General features: G+C 69.5%; 20 protein-coding genes. 2 read left to right on the top strand and 18 right to left on the bottom strand.

The genetic code is table 11. From position 1 onward, the window contains the following. Nucleotides 1-49 precede the first annotated feature (49 nt). From SCNU_RS07980 to rpsP, 5 genes are read right to left on the bottom strand one after another with little or no spacing between them, the layout of a single operon-like run. The gene (locus SCNU_RS07980) at nucleotides 50-1,294 is read right to left on the bottom strand and encodes a YML083C domain-containing protein (protein WP_009678848.1); all 1,245 of its coding nucleotides are present in this window, start codon (nucleotides 1,292-1,294) and stop codon (nucleotides 50-52) included. Nucleotides 1,295-1,342: 48 nt separating this feature from the next. Then, on the bottom strand, nucleotides 1,343-2,023 hold the full coding sequence (gene trmD, locus SCNU_RS07975; RefSeq protein WP_009678847.1) for a tRNA (guanosine(37)-N1)-methyltransferase TrmD: 681 nt from the start codon (nucleotides 2,021-2,023) through the stop codon (nucleotides 1,343-1,345). Between the two features lies 1 nt (nucleotide 2,024). Next, nucleotides 2,025-2,552, bottom strand: a complete 528-nt coding sequence (gene rimM / locus SCNU_RS07970) for a ribosome maturation factor RimM (RefSeq protein ID WP_009678846.1) — start codon at nucleotides 2,550-2,552, stop codon at nucleotides 2,025-2,027. Between the two features lie 22 nt (nucleotides 2,553-2,574). Further along, nucleotides 2,575-2,817, bottom strand: coding sequence for an RNA-binding protein (locus SCNU_RS07965; protein WP_009678845.1), 243 nt, complete (start codon nucleotides 2,815-2,817; stop codon nucleotides 2,575-2,577). Then, nucleotides 2,814-3,287 (bottom strand): 30S ribosomal protein S16, encoded by a 474-nt coding sequence (rpsP, locus tag SCNU_RS07960; RefSeq protein ID WP_009678844.1) that lies wholly within the window; start codon nucleotides 3,285-3,287, stop codon nucleotides 2,814-2,816. Before rpsP ends, SCNU_RS07965 begins: the two co-directional genes overlap by 4 nt. A 272-nt stretch (nucleotides 3,288-3,559) precedes the next feature. On the opposite strand from rpsP, the gene SCNU_RS07955 reads away from it, so the two are divergent. After that, complete coding sequence (locus SCNU_RS07955) at nucleotides 3,560-4,216, top strand: sulfite exporter TauE/SafE family protein (RefSeq protein WP_009678843.1); 657 nt, start codon at nucleotides 3,560-3,562, stop codon at nucleotides 4,214-4,216. 99 nt (nucleotides 4,217-4,315) lie between these two features. On the opposite strand, the gene SCNU_RS07950 is transcribed toward SCNU_RS07955, so the two are convergent. The 12 genes from SCNU_RS07950 to SCNU_RS07895 all read right to left on the bottom strand — a co-directional run bounded on the left by SCNU_RS07950 (nucleotide 4,316) and on the right by SCNU_RS07895 (nucleotide 21,238). Continuing rightward, a complete protein-coding gene (locus tag SCNU_RS07950; RefSeq protein WP_009678842.1) occupies nucleotides 4,316-5,392 on the bottom strand; it encodes an amidohydrolase family protein in 1,077 nt (358 codons plus the stop codon). Between the two features lie 15 nt (nucleotides 5,393-5,407). After that, nucleotides 5,408-6,982 carry a signal recognition particle protein gene (gene ffh / locus SCNU_RS07945; protein ID WP_009678841.1) on the bottom strand — a complete coding sequence of 525 codons (1,575 nt, stop codon included), beginning with the start codon at nucleotides 6,980-6,982 and terminating at the stop codon, nucleotides 5,408-5,410. Nucleotides 6,983-7,045: 63 nt separating this feature from the next. Beyond that, on the bottom strand, nucleotides 7,046-9,460 hold the full coding sequence (locus SCNU_RS07940; RefSeq protein ID WP_009678840.1) for a [protein-PII] uridylyltransferase: 2,415 nt from the start codon (nucleotides 9,458-9,460) through the stop codon (nucleotides 7,046-7,048). Further along, nucleotides 9,435-9,773, bottom strand: coding sequence for a P-II family nitrogen regulator (locus SCNU_RS07935; protein WP_009678839.1), 339 nt, complete (start codon nucleotides 9,771-9,773; stop codon nucleotides 9,435-9,437). Before SCNU_RS07935 ends, SCNU_RS07940 begins: the two co-directional genes overlap by 26 nt. Nucleotides 9,774-9,816: 43 nt before the next feature. Beyond that, nucleotides 9,817-11,151, bottom strand: a complete 1,335-nt coding sequence (locus tag SCNU_RS07930; protein ID WP_040517984.1) for an ammonium transporter — start codon at nucleotides 11,149-11,151, stop codon at nucleotides 9,817-9,819. A gap of 145 nt (nucleotides 11,152-11,296) precedes the next feature. Continuing rightward, on the bottom strand, nucleotides 11,297-12,814 hold the full coding sequence (locus SCNU_RS07925; RefSeq protein WP_009678837.1) for a class I adenylate-forming enzyme family protein: 1,518 nt from the start codon (nucleotides 12,812-12,814) through the stop codon (nucleotides 11,297-11,299). Nucleotides 12,815-12,880: 66 nt separating this feature from the next. Next, nucleotides 12,881-14,503 carry an acyl-CoA dehydrogenase family protein gene (locus SCNU_RS07920; RefSeq protein ID WP_009678836.1) on the bottom strand — a complete coding sequence of 541 codons (1,623 nt, stop codon included), beginning with the start codon at nucleotides 14,501-14,503 and terminating at the stop codon, nucleotides 12,881-12,883. A gap of 86 nt (nucleotides 14,504-14,589) precedes the next feature. Further along, nucleotides 14,590-15,216 (bottom strand): TetR/AcrR family transcriptional regulator, encoded by a 627-nt coding sequence (locus tag SCNU_RS07915; protein WP_009678835.1) that lies wholly within the window; start codon nucleotides 15,214-15,216, stop codon nucleotides 14,590-14,592. A gap of 185 nt (nucleotides 15,217-15,401) precedes the next feature. Beyond that, nucleotides 15,402-16,868 carry a signal recognition particle-docking protein FtsY gene (gene ftsY / locus SCNU_RS07910; protein ID WP_009678834.1) on the bottom strand — a complete coding sequence of 489 codons (1,467 nt, stop codon included), beginning with the start codon at nucleotides 16,866-16,868 and terminating at the stop codon, nucleotides 15,402-15,404. Nucleotides 16,869-16,884: 16 nt separating this feature from the next. Then, a complete protein-coding gene (smc, locus tag SCNU_RS07905) occupies nucleotides 16,885-20,541 on the bottom strand; it encodes a chromosome segregation protein SMC (RefSeq protein WP_009678833.1) in 3,657 nt (1,218 codons plus the stop codon). Between the two features lie 19 nt (nucleotides 20,542-20,560). Next, entirely contained in the window at nucleotides 20,561-20,830 is a 270-nt protein-coding gene (locus tag SCNU_RS07900; RefSeq protein WP_009678832.1) for an acylphosphatase, read from the bottom strand. Then, nucleotides 20,831-21,238: an OsmC family protein gene (locus SCNU_RS07895; protein ID WP_009678831.1), complete on the bottom strand. Its 408-nt coding sequence runs from the start codon at nucleotides 21,236-21,238 to the stop codon at nucleotides 20,831-20,833. It abuts the gene before it with no gap. Nucleotides 21,239-21,547: 309 nt separating this feature from the next. Here SCNU_RS07895 and SCNU_RS07890 point away from each other — a divergent pair, with 309 nt between their 5' ends. Further along, on the top strand, nucleotides 21,548-23,155 hold the full coding sequence (locus tag SCNU_RS07890) for a DUF222 domain-containing protein (protein ID WP_009678830.1): 1,608 nt from the start codon (nucleotides 21,548-21,550) through the stop codon (nucleotides 23,153-23,155). Here the strand turns inward: SCNU_RS07890 and SCNU_RS07885 are convergent. Continuing rightward, nucleotides 23,130-24,122 (bottom strand): AraC family transcriptional regulator, encoded by a 993-nt coding sequence (locus SCNU_RS07885; protein ID WP_009678829.1) that lies wholly within the window; start codon nucleotides 24,120-24,122, stop codon nucleotides 23,130-23,132. The genes SCNU_RS07890 and SCNU_RS07885 overlap by 26 nt on opposite strands. Between the last annotated feature and the right edge of the window lie 2 nt (nucleotides 24,123-24,124).

Here is a 24,124-nt window from a genome sequence, read left to right as displayed (position 1 = left end):
GAGGGAAATCCGGGCACCACGGCGTCCGACGCGCGGAACGATCCGAACGTCACAGTGTCAGATCCAGTTCTTGTTCGACGTCCGCGGCCGGACCGCCGAGTTCGGCCGACGGCGGCTCCTCCGCATTCCGCACCGACCTCGGGAGTTCGCCGATCACGGCGGGCGCGACCAGCGGCTGCGGACCGAGGACCAGTATCCCCTCACCCTCCGACCGCAGGTACTCCGACGGCCGGTGGCCTCGCTCCTCGGTGTCGTGACGGCGCGCCGCCGGCGAGCCGTACGGGCCGCTCCCCGATCGCGAGCCGCCGGTCGAGGCCGCTGTGCTCGACGCTCCGGTGGCGGAGACTCCGGGGTTCGGGGCCGCGGCCGCCGCCGAGGGCACCGACAGCGGCCCACCCGCCCTCGGCGCGGTGATCGGCATCCTGGGGCTCCCCGCCGTCGGAACGGGGATCGGCGCTCCCGGCAGCGGGCCACGCACCGGCGGCGGCATGCTCACCGGCATCACCTGTGCTAGCGGACCGGAGGCGGTCGACGGCACCGGTCCCGAACGTGGGCCATCGGTGCCCGATCCTCCGCCCGGCGGCGCCGCGCCCGGACGCGGCGTGTCGGCGGGGTCACTGGACGGCGATCCCGCGATCGTGGAACCGGGGGCGGCCGTCGGTGGACCGTCGCCGGGTGCGGACTGTGGTGACACAGTCCCCGGCTGCGGAATGGCGTCCGAGTCGGGTCGTCGGACGTCGCCGGCGACCGTCGTCGGTCCCGATCGCGCCACGTCGTTCCGGGAATCGCCCGCGACATCGAGGGTCGAGCCGGTCTGCGGGCTCGCGCCGGGATCGGATGCGGAAGCAGACAGTCCGCTGGCCGAGGCATCCATCGGCGCGTTGTAGACGGCCGCCAACTGCCCGCCGGCACCGAGCAGTGCGGCGAGTGCCCCGCCGTCCGGAGTCGCACCGCGGGCGGCCGCGAGCACTCCGATCGCCGCGATACGCGGCCGATAGGCCACCGCCGAGGCGAGGATCCCGGAGGCCGAGGCCAACGATGCACTCCCGCCGGCGAGCCGCTCGGCCGTGGTCGTCACCTGTCGCGCGACCTGGGTTCCGGCCCGGGTTCCGCCATCCGCGGCAGCCCCGACCAGGACGCCGGTGCCGAATGCCGCCGCCAGCCGTTCGCCCACGGCTCGGGCCGCGTCGACGATCCGGCGAATCTCCGCAGCGTCGGCATGTGCAGCCGCCGGATCCATCGAGTCGAGGCGCGCGAGGATCTCGTCAGCCGAGACCGTCCACGAGGTACTCATACCTTGTTGGACGCGCGGCAGAGGCTGCCGGTTCCCCGACACGCCAAATCAGTCGGTCAGCAGATCGGGTCGACGCTCGCGGGTGCGGTCGAGCGCCTGCTCGCGCCGCCAGGCGGCCACCTTCCCGTGGTCGCCGGAGAGCAGCACCGCAGGCACTTCCAAGTCGCGCCACACTTTGGGGCGCGTATAGCTGGGGCCTTCGAGGAGGCCGTCCGAGAACGAATCCTCTTGGTGCGACTGCGGATTGCCGAGCACTCCGGGCATCAGCCGGGTGGTGGCCTCCACCATCGCCAGCACGGCGACCTCGCCGCCGATCAGCACGAAGTCGCCGAGCGAGACCTCCTCGACGCGCACGCGCCGGGCGGCGTCGTCGAAGACGCGCTGGTCGATCCCCTCGTACCGACCGCACGCGAACACCAGGTGACGCTCGGAACTCCACCGCTGCGCGGTGGCCTGAGTGAAGGGAACACCGGCCGGCGTGGGCACCACCAGCAGCGCGTCGTCGGGGCAGACCGCATCGAGGGCCTCACCCCACACCTGGGGCTTCATCACCATGCCCGGTCCGCCGCCGTAGGGGGCGTCGTCGACGCTGTGGTGGACGTCGTACGTCCATTGCCGGAGATCATGGACGCCGACCTCGATCAGACCGGCGTCGATCGCCTTGCCGAGAAGCGCCGCACGCATCGGTTCGAGGTACTCGGGAAAGATCGTCACCACGTCGATGCGCATGTCAGTCCTCGATCGGCTCGATGAGGCCGTCGGGCGGATCGATCTCGATGCCCTCGCGGGTCACCGTCGGCACGATCTCGCGTACGAACGGGACCAGCACTTCGCGCCCGTCCGTGGTCGTCACCGACAGCAGCTCGCCGCCGGGCAGATGCAAGACCTCTTTCACGACGCCGACCTCGACGCCGTCGACCGTCGAGACGGGCAGGCCTTCGAGCTCGTGGTCGTAGAACTCGTCGGGGTCGTCGCCGGAGTCGACGTCGGCGGCGTCGATGACGAACAGCGTCCCGCGCAGTCTGTCCGCCTCCTCGCGTCCGCGGACGTCCGCAAGCGACAGCAACAGCCGCCCGGCATGCATCCGGGCGGCTGTCACTTCGTATTCGGTTTCCCCGCCGCCCGCGTTGCGCGCGGCACGCCCACGAAGGCGCGTGCCGACTGCGAAACGGTCGGCGGGGTCGTCGGTGCGGATGTCGACGACGACTTCTCCACGGATGCCGTGCGTCTTGACCACACGACCGATCACCAGATCCATCAGATCCGAATCCTGCTTTCGATCAGCGATCGGTGTCGACGATGTCCACGCGCACACCGCGGCCGCCGATGCCGGCGACAAGGGTGCGAAGCGCGGTGGCGGTGCGGCCGTTGCGGCCGATCACCTTGCCGAGATCGTCGGGGTTGACGTGGACCTCCACCATGCGGCCGCGACGGCCGGTGATGAGGTCGACCCGGACGTCGTCCGGGTTGGCGACGATGCCGCGAACGAGGTGTTCGACGGCGTCAGCGACAACGGCGCTCACGCGTCCGCCTTCGCGTCACCGGCCTCCTCGGCTGCCTCGGCCGGAGCCTCGGCAGCGGCGTCGTCGGCCTTCTCCTCAGCCTTCTTGGCCTTCTTCTTCGCGGTGGTCGCAGCGACCGACGGCTCGTTCTCGGCGGCGGCGAGCGCGGCGTTGAACAGGTCCTGCTTCGAGGTCTTCGGCTCGGCGACCTTCAGGGTGCCCTCGGCGCCCGGCAGGCCCTTGAACTTCTGCCAGTCACCGGTGATCTTGAGGATGGCGGCGACCGGCTCGGTCGGCTGTGCGCCGACACCCAGCCAGTACTGAGCGCGCTCCGAGTCGACCTCGATCAGCGACGGCTCTTCCTTCGGGTGGTACTTGCCGATGGTCTCGATGACGCGGCCGTTGCGACGGGTGCGCGCGTCCGCGACGACGATGCGGTACTGCGGGTTGCGGATCTTACCGAGCCGCGTGAGCTTGATCTTGACAGCCATGTGGGCGTCTCCTTGTGTCACTGCGCAATTCAGCGGCCCGCCGATCGGCGACGAGCCCGGTTTTGCGGTCTCTTTCGGGGTGACCGCCGGTCGGCCGTGGCCGGCTCCGGCGAACCAGCGTTCTATTCTGCCAGAACCGCCTGTCCGCCCCCAAACCGGATGCGCCGTCGACCGCCGCGAATGTTCGGTCACGACACGAAGCCGGTACCGTGGCACCGGAGATCGGCGGCCGCACCGGCCGCCGTCATGACGTTGCGGAGACCTGAGAGCCCATGCTGCACGCCCTGTCGCTCGCTTTCGTCGACTCGGTCAACGTGCTTCTCATCGGCGTCCTGGTCGCGCTGGCGCTGATGCTCGGTCCCGGCCACTATCGGCGGATCGCGCCGCTGGTCCTGATCGGCGACTGGCTGGGCGTCTTCCTGCTCGCCGTCGCCGTGATGCTGGTGTTCGACGGGCTCAAGTCGGTGGTCGACACGGTGATCGCGTCGCCGCTGTTCGGCATCCTGCTGATCCTGACCGGGGTGCTGACGGCGATCCTGACCTGGCGCGGCGGCGACTCGTCCGACATGGTCGACAAGATCCTCACTCCCCTGCGCGCGCCGTCGCCTCTGACCATGCTGGTCGGCTTCGTCCTCGGCGTCGTGCAGTCGGCGACCTCGGTGCCCTTCTACGCCGGCCTGGCGGTGTTCTCCACCGCCGACGCGTCATTCCTGGAGCGTTACATCGGACTCCTGCTGTACGCGACGGTCGCGCTCAGTCTGCCGCTGCTCGCCGGGCTGGCCCTGGTGGTCGTCCGCGCCCGGCCGCACTGGTGGATCGGGCGGGTGTTCGCTTACGGACGCCGCAACCGCGACGTGGTGATCCGGTATGCCGGCTGGCTCGTCACCGCACTGCTCATCGCCATCGGCGTCCTGCAGATCATCAGCTGAACTCGCACGACCACCACGTCAGGTCCCTGGAAATCGGACATCCGACAGGGACCTCGCCCGCTACGCGTTGGTAGTGCGAGAACTCAGTACTGCGAGAACTCAGACGACTCGTTCGCCGCCACAGACCACGTGCAACGGGCGCCGCAACGTCGTCAGGTCCTGTCCGGGATCAGAGTCGAGCACCAGGAAGTCCGCGCGCGCACCGTGCTCGATGCCCGGGACGCCGAGCCAGTCTCGCGGAGCCGTCGAAGCGGCGTCCAGCGCCTCGATCGGTGACAGCCCGATGCCGACCAGCGATTCGATCTCGTCGACGATCCGGCCGTGCTCGATGGTGCCGCCGGCGTCGGTGCCCGCGTAGATCCGGACCCCCGCCTCGCGGGCCTGCGCGAAGACGTCTCGACGACCGGCGTGCAGTGCCAACATGTTCGCCTTGTACTTCGGGAACCTGTCGGCGCCCGCCGCGATGTCGGGGAAGGTCTCGAGCTGAATCAGCGTCGGGACCAGCGCGATGTCACGCCTGACCATCTCGTCGATCAGATCCTCGTCGAGGCCCGTGCCGTGCTCGATCGAGTCGAAGCCCGCTCCGATGATGTCGGGCAGCGCGTCGGCCCCGAAGACGTGGGCGGTGATCCGGGCGCCGTTCTCGTGCGCCGCGGCGACCGCCGCGTCCAGTTGGTCGCGGGTCCACAGCGGCGCCAGATCACCGACCTCGCGGTCGATCCAGTCACCGACCAGCTTCACCCAGCCGTCGCCCGCGCGGGCCTGCGTGGCCACCTCGGCGGCCAGCTGCTCCGGATCGTCGAGTTCGACGCCGTAGTCGCGCAGATACCGCTTCGGCCGAGCGATGTGCTTGCCCGCGCGCACGAACCTCGGCCCGTGCGCATCGGCGTCGAGCGGATGGGTGTCGACGGGCGATCCCACCTCGCGAATCAGCATGGTGCCGGCGCGGAGATCTCGTTGTGCCAGTCCCCTCGCCTGCTCGATCGTGACACCGAGACCCGGCGCGATGCCGACGTGATTGTGCGCGTCGACCAGGCCCGGGACGATCCAGCCGCGGGCGACCGCCACGACGGAACCGGCGATCGGCTCCATGGAGACGACACCGTCGGCCATCCAGAACCGCAGCGGCTCGCCGGTGAACGGATCGGTGCCGTTGAATTCGAGGACTTCGCTCATCGCGCGCCCGGCCGCCTACTTCTTCGGGAACTTCAGATTGTTCAGGTCGATGCCCTCGAGTCCCGGCGGCAGTTCGTCGAGTCCCGGCGGCATGCTGCTGAGATCCATGCCAGGCGGCAGGCCCATGCCGGGCATACCCGGGAAGCCGCCGCGCATCGCCTTGGGCGGAGTGGGCCCGCGTCCGCGTCCCTTGCCGCCCTTCTTGCCCTTGCCTTTGCCCTTGCGCGCATTCTTGCGACCGCCGCCGCCCATGCCCATCCGGCCCGACATCTGCGACATCATCTTGCGGGCCGCGAAGAACCGGTCGACCAGCTGATTCACGTCGGTGACGGTGACGCCCGAGCCCTTCGCGATACGGATGCGGCGCGAGGCGTTGATGATCTTCGGGTTGTCGCGCTCGGCCGGCGTCATGCCGCGGATGATCGCCTGGATCTTGTCGAGCTGCTTGTCGTCGACCTGCGAGAGGGCGTCCTTCATGTCCCCCGCCCCCGGGAGCATGCCGAGCAGGTTTCCGATCGGTCCCATCTTCCGGATCATCAGCATCTGCTGGAGGAAGTCGTCGAGGGTGAGCTCACCCTGGCTGATCTTCTCCGCGGTGCGCTGCGCCTCGGCCTCGTCGAAGTGCTGCTCCGCCTGCTCGATGAGCGAGAGCACGTCGCCCATGCCCAGGATGCGGCTGGCCATGCGGTCCGGGTGGAAGACGTCGAAGTCCTCGAGCTTCTCGCCGGTCGAGGCGAACATGATCGGACGGCCGGTGATCTCCCGGACCGACAGCGCGGCACCGCCGCGGGCGTCGCCGTCGAGCTTGGTGAGCACCACGCCGGTGAAGTCGACGCCGTCGGCGAACGCCTGGGCGGTGGTGACCGCGTCCTGACCGATCATCGCGTCGAGGACGAAGAGCACCTCGTCGGGGCTGGTGGCGTCGCGGATGTCCGACGCCTGGCGCATCAGCTCCGCGTCGATGCCGAGACGGCCCGCGGTGTCGATGATGACGACGTCGTGCTGCTTGTCCTTGGCCTCCTGGACACCGGCCTGTGCGACGGCGACCGGGTCGGCGGAGCCGTCGACGCCGAGCGCGCCCTCTCCGCCCACCGACGTCCCCGGGTGGGGCGCGAACACCGGAACCCCGGCCCGCTCTCCCACGATCTGCAGCTGTTGGACGGCGCCGGGACGCTGGAGGTCGCAGGCCACGAGAAGGGGCGTGTGCCCCTGCTTCACGAGCCAGGCCGACAGTTTGCCCGCCAGGGTCGTCTTACCGGCGCCCTGGAGGCCCGCGAGCATGATGACGGTCGGCGGGTTCTTCGCGAGCTGAACCCGTCGTGTCTCGCCGCCGAGGATGCCGATGAGCTCCTCGTTGACGATCTTGACGATCTGCTGCGCCGGATTCAGCGCCCCCGAGACCTCGGCCCCCTTCGCCCGCTCCTTGATGCGCGCGATGAAGGTGCGGACGACGGGCAGCGAGACGTCGGCCTCGAGCAGTGCCAGCCGGATCTCTCGCGCGGTGGCGTCGACGTCGGCGTCGGTCAGCCGTCCCTTGCCGCGCAGGTCCTTCAGAGCACCGGTCAACCGGTCAGAGAGGGATTCGAACATTCCCCCATCCTTCCACGTCCGGGCGCGGTGATGTCGCGCGGACCGTGATCGCGCACGTCCGCCCTACCTCACCGGCGCGCACACTGCCAGGACGGCGGCCGCGATCGACTCCCGTGCGGCCGCGTCGTCACGGCGGAGATCGACGCAGAAGGTGTCCACCGCGGTCGCACCGAGGGTGGACACCGTCGCCCACGCGATGTCCGCGTCCGACCGCTCCAGCTCCGCCGTCACCCTCGCGAGCAGGCCTTCGTCGTCCGCGGCGCGCAGTTCCAGCAGCGGATGACCGTCCGGTCCGGACAGCCACCGGACTCGCGGTGGGGCGGCGATCCGGGACACCGGAACGGCGGGTCGGCCCGACAGCCCCGCCTCGGGCTGTCGTGCGGCGGCGCGGGCCGCAAGTTCGGCCACCGGATCGCGGCCGCCGCCGAGCACCGCGACGAGGCGCTGGCGGAGCAGCACCGCATCGGGAGGACCGCCGAACGTCGGCATCACGACGAACGAGTCGACCGCGTGCCCGGCGTGCACACCGACGGTCGCCGAGTGCGACTGCAGACCCGACAGTGCGAGCACCCCCGCCATCTTGGACAGCAGTCCCGGCCGGTCCGGCGCGATCATCGTCACGACCGTCATGTTCGGTCCGTCACCGGGGTTGAGCCGCACGTGCAGACCGCCGTGCTCCGCCAGTTCGCGGAATTCCGGCGCGATCGGATCGGGCGCGGTCACCGGCGCGCCGCCGATGTGCGCGACCACCCGCTCGACGAGCCCCGAGATCAGCGTCGCCTTCCACTCACTCCACACTCCGGGCCCGGTGGCACGGGAGTCGGCGTCGGCGAGGGCCCCGAGCAGTTCGGCGAGCACCGCGCTCCCACCGAGCGTCTCGGCGACGTGTGCGACCACCGCGGGATCGGCGGGATCGCGCCGGGTCACCACGCGGTGCAACAGGAGGTGATGACGCACCATCTCGGAGAGGATGCGCCGATCGGGTTCCCAGAGGCCGAGGCGGCGTCCGACGGTGTCGGCGAGATCGGCGCCGACCGCACAGTGATCGCCGCCCAGGCCTTTGCCGATGTCGTGCAGGAGCGCGCCGAGCAACAGCAGATCCGGGCGGGACACGCTGGTGGTCAGCTCCGCGGCACCCGCGACCGTCTCGATCAGATGCCGGTCGACGGTCCAGGTGTGGATGCCGTCGCGCGGCGGCAGATCGCGGACGTGCTCCCACTCCGGGAACATCCGGCCCCACAGCCCCGCGCGGTCCAGCGCCTCCACCGGCCCCGCCATGTCGTGACCGGCGGCCAGCAGCACCAGCAGATCCGACAGTGCCTCGGCCGACCACGGCTCCGGCATCGCCGCACCGTACGCGGCCAGTCGTTCCAGCGCGGGCCCGTTGATCGGCAGCCGATTCCGCGCGGCGGCGGCCGCGACCCGCAGCACGAGTCCCGGATCCTGACTGGGAATCGCCGACCGGGCCAGCACCACCTCGCCGCCCTGTTCGACCACGCCCTCGTCGAGCGGTCGGCGCATCGTCGCGCGCCGCAGCCGCGAGAATCCGCGACGGCTGACGGCGTTCTGCGCGGTCCGCAGACCGGCGTCGACCGCGTACGACGTGGTCCGGCCGGCGTCGCTGATCCGGCGCGCGAGCTCGAACCGATCGGCGACGCCGAGGCCGACCGCGATCTCATCGGCGTCCTGCGCGCGGATCTGATCACGCGCCCGGCCCGCGATCCGGTGGGCCTCGCCACGGGCGCCGAGAAGGAACTCGTAGGCCGCAGGCAGCGGCGAGCCCGCCGATCCCGGATCCAGACGCGCCAGCCCGTCGGTCAGTTGAGCGACCGCCAGCGCGTTGAGGAGCTGGATGTCGCGCAGGCCGCCGCGTCCGCTCTTGAGGTCCGGCTCGGCGCGGTGAGCGATGTCGCCGGTCCGGCGCCACCGATCCTGCGCCGCTTCGATGACCTGCGGGAGGCGAAGACGTGCCTCCGACCGCCACAGGTTCCGCACCGACACGGTCATCAGGTCGGCGAGATCCCGATCCCCCGCGATGAAACGGGAGTCGAGCAGACCGAGCGCGGCGGTCGCGTCCTCTCGGGTCACGCGAAGTGCCTCGGGGACCGACCGCACACTGTGGTCGAGACTTATTCCGGCATCCCACAGCGGGTACCAGAGCCCGTCCGCGACCTCCGACAGCCGCTCGGGGTAACGATCGTCGTGGACGAGGATCAGATCCAGGTCCGAGTAGCCGACCATCTCCCGCCTGCCGAGGCTTCCGACCGCGACGACGGCGAAGCCGCTCCGGTCGGTGATACCCAACGCCTCCGCCCGGGCCACCAGCCAGTCCTCGAAGAGACCGGCGATCGCGTCGCGCTGGTCCGCACCGGTCAGCGAGTCGTCGTGCAGCAGAATCGATCGAGCGGCACCGAGCGTGGCGCCGGAGGTCGGATCCGGCGCCCGCCCGGGCTCAGATGGCTTCCGGTCCGCGTTCACCGGTCCGCACCCGGATGATCGATTCCACCGGTGTCACCCAGACCTTCCCGTCACCGATCTTCCCGGTGCGAGCGGACTCGACGATCACATCGGTCACCTGGTCCACCGCTTCGTCGTCGACGACGACCTCGACGCGAACCTTGGGAACGAAGTCGACGGCGTACTCCGCGCCGCGGTACACCTCGGTGTGCCCCTTCTGTCTGCCGTAGCCCTGCACTTCGCTGACGGTCATCCCGACGATCCCGATGTGCTCCAGGCCCGCCTTCACGTCCTCGAGGGTGAACGGCTTGACGATTGCGGTGATCAGCTTCATGGATAACCCCTTCTCTCCCGATCGAGACTAGTTGTCTGCGAACTCATGCCGGCTCATACGCGCTCTCGGCGTGCTCCGCGCCGTCGATGCCGGTGAACTCGGCCTCGCGGTCGACGCGCCAGCCGATCGGCTTGAGGACCATGGCGATGACGTACGTCAGGACTCCGGTGAAGACCAGGGCGAACAGTGCGATGACCGTCTGCACCGCCAGTTGCTTGAAGTCGTGGCCGTAGAACAGTCCGGTCTCCTTGGCGAGCAGGCCGATGGCCACTGTGCCCCACAGGCCGGAGACCAGGTGGACGCCGACGACGTCGAGGGAGTCGTCGAAGCCGAGACGGTACTTGAGGCCGATCGCGACAGCCGAGAGGCCGCCGGCGACGAGCCCAAGGAAGAGCGCGCCGACCGGAGTGATGGCACCGCACGCGGGGGTCACTGCGACCAGTCCGGCGACCACGCCGGAGGCGGCGCCGACGCTCGTCGGATGCCGGTCGCGGATCCATTCGACGCCGAGCCAGCCGATCATCGCGGCCGCCGTCGCCGCCGCGGTGTTGATCCAGACCAATCCCGCGGTCGCATCCGCAGCGAGCTCGGAGCCGGCGTTGAAGCCGAACCACCCGAACCACAGCAGCGCGGCGCCGAGCATCACGAACGGAATGTTGTGCGGGCGGTAGGCGGTGCGCCCGAAGCCGCGGCGCTTGCCGACCACCAGCGCCAGAACCAGTCCGGCGATGCCGGCATTGATGTGGACGACGGTGCCGCCGGCGAAGTCGATGGGCGCCACCTTGGCGACGCCGTCGGCGACGCCGAACATCCAGGACGCCAGGGAGTGCTCGGAGTTCGACATCAGACCGCCGCCCCACACCATGTGGGCGAGCGGGAAGTACACGATGGTGGCGAACAGCACGGTGAACGCGACCCAGGTGGCGAACTTGACGCGCTCGGCGACGGCGCCGCTGATCAGGGCGACCGTGATGACGGCGAACGTCAGCTGGAAGGCCATGAACACGATGGCGGGGATGTGCGTGCTGCCCCACACCACGTACTCGGTGGTGTCGCCGACACTCTTGGTCTGCATGAGTTGATCGGACCCGAACAGCGAGAACGGATTGGCGAACAGTCCGCCGATGTCACCGGTTCCGGTGAGCGTGTTCCCGAACGACATCGAGAACCCCCACAGCACGTAGATCACCGTCACGGTGCCCAGTGCCGCGAACGACATCATCATCATGTTCAGCACTGATTTCGCCCGAGACAGCCCGCCGTAGAAGAACGCCAGTGCGGGCGTCATCAGCAGGACGAGTGACGCGCTCGCGATCACCCATGCGGTATTTCCCGCATCCACGGTTCCGAACACGTTGTCCGGCAATGCAATCTGCACGGTTGCACCTCCTCGCGAGACGTCGCCGTTCGACGTCTCGCGATAAGAATGCAGCGCCCGTGTTGCGCGCCACCGCGCACACAGGTTTCGGACTCGTCAAGGAATCGACGCGAATGTTTCGCCTGCGTAACACCAGGTGGACGGCCTAGATCTCCGCGCGCAGCACGTGCTTGACGATCTTTCCGCTCGGATTGCGCGGCAGCGCGTCGACGACCACCACTTCGCGGGGCAGCTTGTAGCGAGCGAGTTTGTCGCCGAGGAAATCGCGCACCTCGTCGACGGTGATGTCCTGGCCGTCGACGGTCACGCACACCGCGACCACCGTCTCGCCCCACTCGGCGTGCGGTCGGCCGATCACCGCGACGTCGGCCAGCCGCGGATGACCGCGGAGGACCTCCTCCACCTCCTGCGAGTGGATGTTCTCACCGCCGACGATGATCACGTCCTTGAGGCGGTCGACGATGTACAGGTAGCCGTCGTCGTCCATCCGCGCGACGTCGCCGGTGCGGAACCACTCTCCGACGAAGGAGTCCGCGGTCGCGGCGTCGTTGTCGAGGTACCCGATCATCCGGGTGTCGCCGCGGAGCCAGATCTCTCCGGTGCCGCCGCGGCCGACGTCGACGCCGTTCGCGTCCACCAGCCGGAGGTCGATCCCGACCATGCCGCCGCGGCCGATCGAGCCGGCTTTCGCCACCTGCTCGTGCGGGTACAGCGCGGTGCCCGCCGGGCCCATCTCGCTCATGCCGTACACCTGGAAGAACTGCGTGCTTCGATAGGCCTCCACGAGTCGTCGAGCGGTGTGCTCGCCGAGCGATGCGCCGCCGTACAACCACTTCGACGCCGTCGAGAGGTCGTGGTCGGCGAAGTTCAGCTTGCCCGCGTCGGCGAGCTGGATCGGCAGCAGGTACGCGATCGGCGATCCGAAGAACGCGGTGATCCGATGCTTCTCGACGGCGGGCAGGAAGGCCGTCGGATCGAACTCCCGCATCAGCACGGTCGTCGCACCCAGCGAGATCATCGTCAACAGCCAGTCGTTCAACGGCGCCGCGTGCCAGATCGGCATCGCGAGCAGGAACCGTTCCTCCGCGGTGAAGCCGAGGGTCGCGGCGAGCGACGGCGCGAGAGACGACAGGGTGCGATGCGTGTGCAGACAGCCCTTCGGTGAACTGGTCGTCCCGGAGGTGTAGAGGATCTGCGCGACCGTGTCGAGATCGGAATCGACCGGACCCGCGATCGGCGACGCCTCGCCGACGAGAGCGTCGAAGTCCGGCAGATCGTGATGACCGGTTTCGGTGGTCATCCACCGGAAGTCCGGTCCGCCGCCGGTCGCTGTCGTGGCCAATGCGCCGGACACCACGCCGACGGCCGCCCCGCTGTGGTCGAGCGCGTAGGCCACCTCGGGTGCCGCGAACTTGTGATTGACCGGCACCAGCGACGCACCGGCGAACCATGCCCCGAACGCCGCGACGACGAATCCCGGCGTGTTGTAGGTCATCACCGCCACCCTGTCGCCGGGCGTCACTCCGGCCTCGATGAAGACCGACGCCGCGCGGCGGGCCCGGTCCAGGAGCTCGGCGTAAGTGATCTCCTCGTCCCCGAAGACCAGGGCGGCCTTGTCGGGATACTGGCGCGCGCTGCGCTCGAGGGTGGCGGTCAGGTGCATGGAATTCGTCTTCCGATGAGGCCGGGGCGGCGGGGAACGGTGAGGAAGGTGGGGGCGCAGTGGCGGTCAGGCCCGAGCGGCGATCGCCGCGAGGTCGAGGTTCGAATCGAGGACGCCGTACATGTGGCCCGGGTCCGCGATCCGGCCGGCGATGAAGGCGTCGGTGACCGACTCCGGCGCCTGCCGGATGAGGATCGACCCCTGGAGTGCGATGGCCATCGACTCGGTCAGGCGACGCGCGAGGGCCGGTGCGGCGTTCGGGTCGGCGGCCGCCTGGGCGATGAGCTTGCGCGTCTTCTCGACGTGCAGGTCGTATTCGCGGTACACGCCGAGTCCCCGCTCGAACTCGTTGTCGACGGCCTCGACCGACATCGGGTCGCGCATCATCGCGCGGAGCACGTCGAGCGCGATGACATTGCCCGAGCCCTCCCAGACCGCCATGACCGGCTGCTCGCGGTAGCGGCGAGAGAGCGGAAAGCCGTTCTCGCAGTATCCGTTTCCGCCGAGGCACTCGAGCGCCTCGTAGGCGTGGTTGGGACCGCGCTTGCAGACCCAGTACTTGCCGACGGCGGTCGCCAGCCTGCGGAAGGCGGCCGACTCCTCGGCGTCGTCGTCGTAGGCGGACGCGAGTCGCATGGCCGTCCAGATCGCGGCCTCGGCCTCCACCTGGAGGTCGGCGACCACCGCAGTCATCGCGGGCTGGTCGATCAGTGTCGCACCGAACGCCGCGCGGTTGCGCACATGCCATGCGGCCTCCGCGACCGACTGGCGCATGCCCGCGGCGCTGCCGAGGATGCAGTCGAGGCGGGTCTGGTTGACCATCTCGATGATGGTGCGGACACCCGCGCCCTCGTCGCCCAGCCGCCAGCCGACGGTGCGGTCGAACTCGACCTCGCTGGACGCGTTCGACTTGTTGCCGAGCTTGTCCTTGAGTCGCTGGACGTTGAAGACGTTCCGGGTGCCGTCGGGCAGGACGCGCGGCACGACGAAACAGGTGACACCCGGATCGGTCTTCGCGAGGACGAGAAACGCATCCGACTGCGGTGCCGAGCAGAACCACTTGTGCCCGGTGATCAGGTACGTTCCGTCGGACTGCTCGACGGCGCGGGTGGTGTTGGCGCGGACGTCGGAGCCGCCCTGCTTCTCGGTCATCGCCATGCCGAAGATCGCCGAGGTCTTCTGCCCCGAACCGAGGTCGTGCTGGTAGTCGTTGGAGAACACGCGCGGGAGCCACTGCTCGGCGAGCTTCTCGTCCACGCGCAGCGACGGCACCACCGCGTGCGTCATGCTCACCGGGCACGCGTGTCCGGGCTCGATCTGGCCGAACTGCATGAACATGGCGGCACGTGCGACATGCGCGCCGTCCCGCGGATCGGACCAGCAGCTGGTGTGCGCGCCGTGGGCGATGGCGTCGCCGATGATGCGGTGATAGGCCGGGTGGAACTCGATGTCGTCGATGCGGTTGCCCCACCGATCGTGGGTGTGCAGCTTCGGGGTGATGGCGTTGGCGAGTTCCGCGTCGCGCTGGAAATCGGCGCGGCCGACCAGTGCCCCCGCCTCGGTCAGCGCATCCGTCGCCCAGCCACCGCCGTACACACCGACGGCTTCGACCAGCGCCGTGTGGCTGGTGTACTCGTTCACGTCGACGCGCTGCGGGGCCTGGTTGAACACCTCGTGCGTTGCGGTCATGGCGACTCCTCTGTCTTGTTCTGGTCTGAAGTTCTGGCGAAAGATCTCTGGGGAAGGTCGTCGGTCTCGACGGGTTCGGTGATTCGTCAGCCGGCGGTCGTCGCACCGAGGGCCAGGAAGCAGAACCGGCGGATGGTCGCGACCAGCTCCTCCGGATCCGAATGCGGCAGCGGGGCCGTCGCGGGGTCGAGGGCGCCCACGAGCGCCTCGGAGATCGCCCCCATCACGGCCGAGGCGACCACCGGCGCGTCCTGGTCGACGAAGACGCCGGCGGCCACGCCGGCGGCGATGATCCGCTCGCCGAGATCGCGGTACGCCTGCCGCAGGTTGAGCCGCTCGGCCTCGACGGTCGGAATCACCGGCTCGAACAGCAACGACCACGCCAGCCGCCGGCCGCGGAGCGCACGATCGGCGAAGACGTCGATCAGGGTTCCCAACTGCTTGCCGGGGTCGTCGCCGATCTCGTCGACGGCTCGACGCACCTGGTCGAACTCGTATTCGGCGGCCTCGCGGAAGACTTCGGCGAGCAGTGCCTCGCGGTTGTCGAAGTAGGAGTACACCGACCCGACGCTGACGCCACTCCCCTCGGCGATGGCCGCGACGGTCGCGCCCGCGAAACCGGACTCGGCGACGAGGCCGCGCGCGGTCGCCAGCATCGACGCCCGCTTCGCCTCCGCACTGCGGCGGGTGGCCTCGGTCGGTCGGTACGCCATCCGGCCTCCTCACGCCGTCGAGAAACTTTGAACCGTGGTTCAACTCTTGAATGAATTGAACCACGGTTCAAACTATGGTGCAAGGGGCCGGCCCCCGACGGACACCCGGCAGACGACAAGGGCGGATGCGCCGGAACTCGTCCGGTGCATCCGCCCTTCGGGGTGTGCGGCGCTGGGCCGCGACACTAGAGGAGCGCGTCCACGAACGCCTCCGGCTCGAACGGCGCGAGGTCGTCGGCGCCCTCGCCGAGGCCGACCAGCTTCACCGGTACGCCGAGCTCCTCCTGGATGCGGAAGACGATGCCGCCCTTGGCTGTGCCGTCGAGCTTGGTGAGCACCACACCGGTCAGCGAGACCACCTCGGCGAACACCTTCGCCTGCATCAATCCGTTCTGCCCGACGGTCGCGTCGAGGACGAGCAGCACCTCGTCGACCACGGCCTTCTTCTCGACGACGCGCTTGACCTTGCCGAGCTCGTCCATGAGCCCCGACTTGGTGTGCAGACGGCCCGCCGTGTCGATCAGGACCACGTCGACGCCGTCGCCGATGCCGGTGTTGACGGCATCGAACGCGACGGACGCGGGATCGGCGCCCTCCTTGCCGCGGACGATGCCTGCACCGACGCGCTCGCCCCACGTCTGCAGCTGGTCGGCGGCGGCGGCGCGGAATGTGTCGGCGGCGCCGAGCAGAACGCGGCGGCCGTCGGCCACGAGCACGCGTGCCAGCTTGCCGGTGGTCGTCGTCTTGCCGACACCGTTGACGCCGACGACCAGGACCACTGCGGGACGGTCGGCGTGCGGCAGTGCCTTCACCGAGCGGTCGAGATCCGGGCGCAACTGCTCGACCAGCACGCGCTTGAGCGCGGCCCGCGCGTCGTCGGCCGACCGCACCTTGCCGGTCGCCAGCTCCTCGCGGAGGCGTTCGGTGACCGTCGAGGTGGCGGCGGTGCCGAGATCGGCCATCACGAGGGTGTCCTCGATCTCCTCCCAGCTGTCCTCGTCGAGGTCACCCGCGCCGAGCAGACCGAGCACGCTGGCACCGATCGCGCCCTGCGACCGCGACAGCCGACCGCGCAGCCGCGACAGCCGACCCTCGGTGGGCGCGATCTCATCGAGGGCGGGAGCTGCGGGTTCGGGTACGGCTTCGACCACCGGCTCCGGTTCGACCACCGGCTCGGGCTCGACCACTGGCTCGGGCTCGGCAGCAGCGGGTTCCGGCTCTTCGACGACCGGTTCTTCGACCGCAGCCTCTTCGACGGCGGCCTCTTGGACGACACTCTCTTCGACGGCGGCGTCTTCAACCACGGGGGCCGTCGACTCAGGTTCACCCCCGGTCTCGGGTTCAGCCGCCGGCTCAGGTTCAACCGGGGTCTCCAGCTCAACCGGGGTCTCCGGTTCGACCACCGGTTCCGGCCGATCGATCGTCGCCGACCCCGCGCCGCCCTGGCTGAACGAGAATCCTGATCCGGCCTGGTACCCGCCGGATCGGTCGACTTGTCGCTGCGAGCCGTCGGTGACCTGATCGGTGTCGGCCTTCGGCTCCTCGCGCAGCGAGATCCGCCTGCGCCGACTGAGCACGAAGCCGGTGCCCCCGACCAGCGCTAGAAGAACGACGATCGCGATGACGATGCCGACGATGAGTTGGGTGTCCACTGGAGAAGCTTTCCCTTCAGCTCGTGGGAGCGGAATCGATGGTTGAAGTCTGGTCTGCGGGGGCCGGGTCGTCGTCGCTCGGGCCCACGGCCGGTGCGATGTCGACCCCGCGCAAGCGCTGAGAGATGACCTGGGTGATGCCGTCACCGCGCATGCTCACACCGTAGAGCGCGTCCGCGATCTCCATGGTGGGCTTCTGGTGCGTGATGACGATGAGCTGGGACCGCTCGCGCAGCTGCTCGAAGAGCGAGATGAGCCGCCGGAGGTTGGCGTCGTCGAGCGCCGCCTCGACCTCGTCCATCACGTAGAACGGTGACGGGCGCGCCCGGAAGATCGCGACGAGCATGGCGACGGCGGTCAGCGACTTCTCGCCGCCCGACAGCAGCGACAGCCGCTTGACCTTCTTGCCCGGCGGGCGAGCCTCGACGTCGACGCCGGTGACGAGCATGTCGTCGGGGTCGGTGAGGACCAGTCGGCCCTCCCCGCCCGGGAACAGGGTCGCGAACACCTGGACGAACTCGCGCTCCACATCCGCGTACGCATCGGTGAACACCTGCAGGATGCGCGCGTCGACGTCCTCGATCACCTCGAGCAGATCCTTGCGCGCCGCCTTGACGTCCTCCAACTGGGCCGAGAGGAAGTTGTAGCGCTCCTCCAGCGCCGCGAACTCCTCGAGGGCCAGCGGGTTCACCCGTCCGAGCGTCTTGAGGTCCTTCTCCGCCTTCCTGGCGCGGATCTCCTGGGTGCTGCGGTCGTAGGGCATCGGCGCGGGCGCGACCACCTGTTCGCCCCGCTCCTTCGCGTCCTCGTATTCGCGCATCTCCAGGTCCGACGGCGGCATCGGCACGTCTGGCCCGTACTCGGCGACGAGGTCGTCGGGAGCGATCGCGAACTGCTCGAGCACCTGCTCTTCGAGCTGCTCGATCCGCAGCGCCGCCTGGGCCTTCGCGAGTTCGTCGCGGTGCACGGCGTCGCGCAGTTTGTTCATCACACCGGTGAGCTGCTCCACCTGCGCCCGGAGCGCGTCCACCTCGGCGGTCCGCTGCGACCGTACTGCTTCGAGCTCGTCGCGAGCCTCGGCGGCGTCGGCGCTCGCGCGGGCCACTGCTTCGGCCAGTTGCTCACCGGCGTCGGCGACGGCGGTCGCGACGCCCGCTGCGTACCGGCGCTGCGCATCCTGTCGTCGCTGCCGCTCGCGGTTGGCCCGTTCATTCACCGCGGCCCGCCGCAGACTCTCGGCCTTTCCGCGGACGGACGCCAGTCGTTCCTCGGCGGTGCGCAGCGTCAGCCGGGTCTCGACCTCCGCCGCTCGCGCACTGGCCACCTCTGCGGCCGCGGCATCGCGCATCTCTCGGTCGGTGTCGCCGGTCGGCTCCTCGGCCGCACCGTCGACGGCGCGGGACAGTCGTTCCTCCACCTCGGTCAGCTTCTCGAGGTTCTCCGCCCGGCCCTGTTCGACGAAGTTCCGCTGCCGCATCAGCCGGTCGGCCTCGTCGCGCGCCGCGCGGATGTCGGACCCGAGCCGACCCAGCGTCTCGTACGCGGCGCCCACGTTCGCATCGGACTCGTTCAGCGCGGCGAGTGCCCCCTCGGTCGCCTCCCGTGCTCGGGTCTCTTCGGCGATCGCGGTCGCCAGTTCCTTCTCCAGTCGGATCGCCGTCTCCTCGGCGACCGCGAGGTCGTGGGTCGCGGTGTCGATCGCCGACTGCACTTCGATGGTCGACGGCCTACGCGACGATCCGCCCTCCACGCTGGCGGTCGTGACTCGGTCGCCGTCTCGGGTGATGCCGATCAAGCCGAGATCGCCGGCCACGCGGAGTCCGGTCTCGGCGTCGTCGACCACCACCATCCGGTCGAGAAGCACGTCGAGCGCGCCCGCCACCTCGTCCGGCGCGGTGACCTGATCGCGTGCCCAGACGACGCCGCTGGGCAGGTCGGGCCGCGCGTCTCGCGGCCGGTCGGGCAGACCGCCGACGATCAGCGCCGCACGACCGCCGTCGCCGCTGCGGAGTTCGCCGAGCGCCCGCACTGCGGCGAGCCCGTCGACGGTGGCGATCGCATCGGCGGCTGGTCCCAGCGCGCCCGCCAGAGCGGCCTCGAAGCCCGGCGCCACCGTCAGCATCTCCGACAGCGGCGACAACAGCCCCTGCGTTCCCTGCTCGATCAGCCAGGCGCCACCGTCGCCCCGCTCGAGTCCGACGGCCAGCGCGTCGATGCGCGCGGTCAGCGATGCGATCGAGCGCGCGGTCTCCCGCTCACCCTGCCGCAGTCTTTCGACGATCTCGGACGCCTTGGCCAGCGCCGCGGCGCACTTCTCGTGATGGTCGTCGAGGCCGCGTTCGGCGTCCTCCAGCAGTCGAACCTGCGCCACCTCCTGATCGAGCGCCGCCTGCGCGACGTCGGCGCGCTCGGCCGCCGCCTCGATCGACGCCGACAGCCGGGACGTCTCCGCGTCCACCGACTCCACCTTGGTCCGCAGGTTCGCGGCCTCGCCTTCCAGTCGCGCGAGGCCCTCACGTCGATCGGCGACGGCCTGCACCGCGGCCAGATGCGCGCGCTCGGCCGCGTTGGCCGCCTGCTCGGCGGCCAGCAGCGCGGCGGTCGCGTACTCCAGTCGCTCCGCGGCGACTTCGACGGCCTCCGCATGCTCGGCCTCGGTCATCGCGGCGTTCTCCGCCTGCCGCTCGAGTTCCTCGGGGTCCGGACCGGACGAGGCGACACTCGGCGACGACAGATTCGCAGCACGCTCCCCCGCGAGTCGCAGCGTGCCGCCGACCCGCTCGGACAGGGCCCCGAGCTGGTAGAACACCCGACCGGCCTCACTCGCCGCGGGCACCACCTGCGCCAGATGTTCCTGGGCCGCGTTCAGCGCCTCGGTCGCCGCGTCGAGTCCGGCGGCGACCTCGTCCTGCTGGCGCCGCACATCGGCTTCGACGGCGCTGTGCTGGGCCATCTCCTCGCGCCGGGTGACGAGGTCGTCGGCGGCCAGACGGAGCCGGGCGTCGCGCAGGTCGGCCTGCACGGTAGCCGCGCGACGGGCCACCTCCGCCTGCCTGCCGAGCGGCTTGAGCTGGCGCCGCAGTTCGGTCGTCAGATCGGTGAGTCGGTCCAGGTTGGCCGCCATCGCGTCGAGCTTGCGGACCGCCTTCTCCTTGCGCCGCCGATGTTTCAGAACGCCGGCCGCCTCCTCGATGAACGCGCGCCGCTCCTCGGGCCGGGCTTCCAGGATCGCGGCGAGGCGACCCTGGCCGAGGATCACGTGCATCTCGCGCCCGATACCCGAGTCGGACAGCAGTTCCTGCACGTCCATCAACCGGCAGGAGTTGCCGTTGATCTCGTACTCGCCCGCACCGTCGCGGAACATTCGACGGGTCACCGAGACCTCGGAGTACTCGATCGGCAGCGCGCCGTCGGAGTTGTCGATGGTCAGCGTCACCTCGGCGCGGCCCAGCGGGGCGCGGCCCGAGGTGCCCGCGAAGATGACGTCTGCCATCTTTCCGCCGCGCAGCGCCTTGGCGCCCTGCTCACCCATCACCCAGGTCAGCGCGTCGACGACGTTCGACTTGCCCGACCCGTTCGGCCCCACCACACACGTGATGCCGGGCTCGAATCGCAGCGTCGTCGACGACGCGAACGATTTGAACCCTTTCAGGGTGAGGCTCTTCAAGTGCACGACCTGAGAGCCTACCGGCTCAGCGCTCGTCGAAGCCGGTCATACCACCGCGCGCCGCCTCATGGGATTCGACGACCAGATCCACGCGACCAGGGGTGTCACCGGAGCGGAGAGCGGCGAGGAGGGCGTCCAACGAGTCCCGCGGTCCCTCCGCCACCACCAGGACACGGCCGTCCTGCTGATTCGACGCGTACCCGACGAGCCCGAGCTCCAGGGCCCGCGATCTGGTCCACCACCGGAACCCGACGCCCTGCACCCGGCCGTGCACCCAGGCGGTGAGCCGCTCCACCTACTCGGTCTCCATCGAAAGCGACACCTGCGTGCCCGCCTTCAGCGTGCGGCCGACGGTGCAGACCTTGTCGACGGCGCGCTCGACGACCACCAGCAGCCGCTCGGCCGCTTCCGGATCGAGCTCGGACAGATCGACTTCCAGCACCTCGTCGAGCTGCGGATACACCTCGTTCTCTCGGTCGGCGGCTCCCGACACCCGGACCGTCGCGTCGTAGTCGTCGCCGAGGCGGCGCGAGAGCGGACGATCCGACGACATTCCCGTGCAGGCGGCGAGAGCGATCTTGAGCAGTTCGCCCGGGGTGAAGACGCCTTCGACGTCCTCCGACCCGATCAGTACCTGCGCCCCGCGCGAACTCTGTCCGGTGTAGCGACGGGTTCCGGTGCGCTGGACCCACAGTTCAGTCATGTCGTCGTGCCTTTCATCTGCCGTTCGTGGAGGTGTTCATGTCTGGGTGTTCATGTCTGGGTGTTCATGTCTGGGTGTTCACGCCTCCCCCGGTCGAACGCCGCCGGCCTCGCAGACCTTCCCGGCCGTCGGCGTTCCAAGACTGTTCAACCTACCGGGTGGCCGGCTCGCCCTGCGGATCGGCTTGAGGACGTCGACGAGAGCGCGTCGCCGCGAACGGTGCGCTGAATCCGCCTCGTTCTGTTCGAGAGGTTTGTCAGACCCTGTCGATATCATCGAATGTAAGTTCGAGGCACTCGAAGGGGAGGCGTGAACATGCAGGTGAGGGAGCATTCCGGCTCGTCGGTAGTGGTCGACGACGGGTCGATCGTGATCCGGATCGGATGTCCGGCAGGTTCGACCGACGGGTCCGGTCCGGATGCGGCTGCGGTGTCGCGGGCTGATCGTGCCGCGTTGCTGAACTTCGCAGCGCGGGCCGACTGCTATCAGGGGTTGGTGATGTGGCACCGCTACCAGGCGGTGTACTCGCTGTATCGGGCGAAGCAGGCGGAATCAGAGGCCGACGCGTCGGTCGATGCGTACACGCGGTTGTTTGATCCGCAGTGCCAGACGGCGGCCTCGTATGCCACAGCGGCCGGGGTCCGGCAGTACGCGGGAGAGCTGTTCGTCGATCGGGCCATCGCCTGCTTCGAGCGGATTCCGGCGATCGGCCGGCTCATGCGCGACGGCATCCTCAACGTCTGCTGGTTCGTGCGGGCCGTGGAGCAGACCGCGTTGGTCGACGACGGCGACCTGCTCGCCTTCATCGATGCGGAGATCGCACATCGCCTGGCCGGAATGGGTGGACTGTCGGCGAACCGGGTGGAGTCGACCGTCGCCGCGATCGTGGCCGAGCACGACCCGGACGCCGCGACCCTGACTCGTGAGCAGGTCGCGTCGAGCAAGAAGGTGTCGGTGACACCGGTCGCGGACGGTGTGTCGGAGATGGTGATCGTCGGCTCCACTGAGGATGCGGCGATCTCCCTCGGGGCGATCAACGCGCTCGCCGACGGCGTGTGCCCGTTCGACCCGCGAACCAAGCAAGCCCGGCGGTCCGACGCCGCTACCGCACTGCTGCAGCAGAGCCAGTTCACCTGCCTGTGCGAGCGGGACGACTGCGTCTCGGAGTTGGCGCCCGCGCAGATCGACGCACGACGCGCCCAGGTGATGATTCACGTCGTGGTGCGCAAGCAAACGCTCGACGGCGTGTCGCAGCTACCGGCGTACGAGGAGGGCGTCGGTCCGATCTCCGCCCGCCACGCCCGGGAGTTGGTGCGTCGTCCCGATGCGGTGATTCGCGAGTTGGACCTCGACACGGTGATCGCCGACTGCACGCGACACGCCGGTCGGTACCGCCCGTCCGCGGCGGTCGACACAGCCGTCCGCGCCCTGTTCGGCACCTGCACCGTCGCCGGCTGCGACCGCCCGGCGTGGAAGTCCGACCTCGATCACGTCGTCGAGTTCGACCACCGCGATCCGGGCAACGGCGGGCCGACTTGCGTGTGCAATCTGAATCCGAAGTGCCGTTTCCATCATGGGGTCAAAACCCACGCCGAAGGGTGGGTCGACGATCAGATCGTCGACGCGAACGGTGTGATCTGGACCGAAGTCACCACTCCGGAGGGTGTGACCGTCCGCCGACAGGCGATGAACCTGTGGCTCCTGCCCGAGCTCGGGCACATTCAGTGCCGGCACGGCGTGTCGTTCGGCGTGTCGGATTCGTCCGCGACGCGCCCGGAGAACCGACACGCCGGGAATGAACCGGAACGGCGACTGACCCGCACTCAGGCCAAGCACCGCTACCGCATGCAGAGGCGTGCCGCCAACCGCCGACGGCGGGAAATCGCGACGGTCACCGACGGCGAGCCGCCGTTCTGAGTCCACCGGCATCGGCGGAGCCGGTCGATCGCCACAGACTCGGGGCCTCACCGAAGGCGCGTTTGAACGCACGACTGAACGCTTCCTCCGAGTCGTACCCCACCCGTCTGGCCACGGAGCCGATGGGCAGACTCGTCGACGCGAGCAGATCCTGCGCGATGTGCATGCGCCAGTCGTGCAGGTACCGGATGGGCGATCGCCCGAGGACGGTTCGGAATCGCTCGTCGATCACTGATCGTGAGACGGCCGCCGCTGAGGCGAGTTCGGCGACGGTCCATTTCCGATCCGGCGCCGTATGCAGTTGTTCGAGTGCCGGGCCGAGAACCGGGTCGCGGAGGGCGGCCAGCCAGCCGTGACCGGCCGCGGGAGCCGTGTCCAGATGCAGACGCAGCACCTCGGTCAGCAACAGTTGCGTGAGGTCAGTGACGATCGGCGTGCCGGACGCGGTGCGCGCAGACTCCATCGCGTACGCGATGCTCGCATCGATCCAGGCGGCCGTAGCTTCGGTGGGCCGGACGACGAAAGCGTTCGGCAGCGCGCGCAGACGCGGCTCGAAGAGCACGTCGTCGGTGTCGAGGTAGCCGCACACGACGTCGGTCCGCGCTCCCCCTTTGCCGTACCGGATGACAGGGAGTTCGCTCCACGGCGGCGGATCGAGAAGCGTTCCGATCGGCACGCAGTCCGCGTCGGCGACCCCGCCCATGCGATGCTGATCGCCGTAGGGCAGCACGATCACATCCCCGCAATCGGCCCAGTGCCGTTCGCCATCGCCCGCCGAGACCCAGCATCGGCCTGCGGCGACGATGTGGAACAGAACCAGCCTCTCCCGCCCCGGCTTCAGCAGCCCCGCGAGATCCGCGGCGGGCGGCGATTCGTAAGCCCAGTTCTCGGTGTACTCAGCCCGCAGGAAGATGGCCCCGGTCAGACGCAGTCCGGCGAGCGCCGACTGCAGCGACGACGTAGTCACGA

The organism is Gordonia neofelifaecis NRRL B-59395, assembly GCF_000192435.1.
Lineage (GTDB): Bacteria > Actinomycetota > Actinomycetes > Mycobacteriales > Mycobacteriaceae > Gordonia > Gordonia neofelifaecis.
Note: the sequence above shows the minus strand (reverse complement) of the source record. Positions and strands in the feature narration are given on the sequence as shown.

Bases quoted from the DNA above. Each gene is read 5' to 3' on its own strand.
- SCNU_RS07980 (WP_009678848.1), bottom strand. From the start codon at position 1,294: ATGAGTACCTCGTGGACGGTCTCGGCTGACGAGATCCTCGCGCGCCTC.
- trmD (WP_009678847.1), bottom strand. From the start codon at position 2,023: ATGCGCATCGACGTGGTGACGATCTTTCCCGAGTACCTCGAACCGATG.
- rimM (WP_009678846.1), bottom strand. From the start codon at position 2,552: ATGGATCTGGTGATCGGTCGTGTGGTCAAGACGCACGGCATCCGTGGA.
- rpsP (WP_009678844.1), bottom strand. From the start codon at position 3,287: ATGGCTGTCAAGATCAAGCTCACGCGGCTCGGTAAGATCCGCAACCCG.
- SCNU_RS07955 (WP_009678843.1), top strand. From the start codon at position 3,560: ATGCTGCACGCCCTGTCGCTCGCTTTCGTCGACTCGGTCAACGTGCTT.
- SCNU_RS07950 (WP_009678842.1), bottom strand. From the start codon at position 5,392: ATGAGCGAAGTCCTCGAATTCAACGGCACCGATCCGTTCACCGGCGAG.
- ffh (WP_009678841.1), bottom strand. From the start codon at position 6,982: ATGTTCGAATCCCTCTCTGACCGGTTGACCGGTGCTCTGAAGGACCTG.
- SCNU_RS07935 (WP_009678839.1), bottom strand. From the start codon at position 9,773: ATGAAGCTGATCACCGCAATCGTCAAGCCGTTCACCCTCGAGGACGTG.
- SCNU_RS07925 (WP_009678837.1), bottom strand. From the start codon at position 12,814: ATGCACCTGACCGCCACCCTCGAGCGCAGCGCGCGCCAGTATCCCGAC.
- SCNU_RS07920 (WP_009678836.1), bottom strand. From the start codon at position 14,503: ATGACCGCAACGCACGAGGTGTTCAACCAGGCCCCGCAGCGCGTCGAC.
- SCNU_RS07915 (WP_009678835.1), bottom strand. From the start codon at position 15,216: ATGGCGTACCGACCGACCGAGGCCACCCGCCGCAGTGCGGAGGCGAAG.
- SCNU_RS07895 (WP_009678831.1), bottom strand. From the start codon at position 21,238: ATGACTGAACTGTGGGTCCAGCGCACCGGAACCCGTCGCTACACCGGA.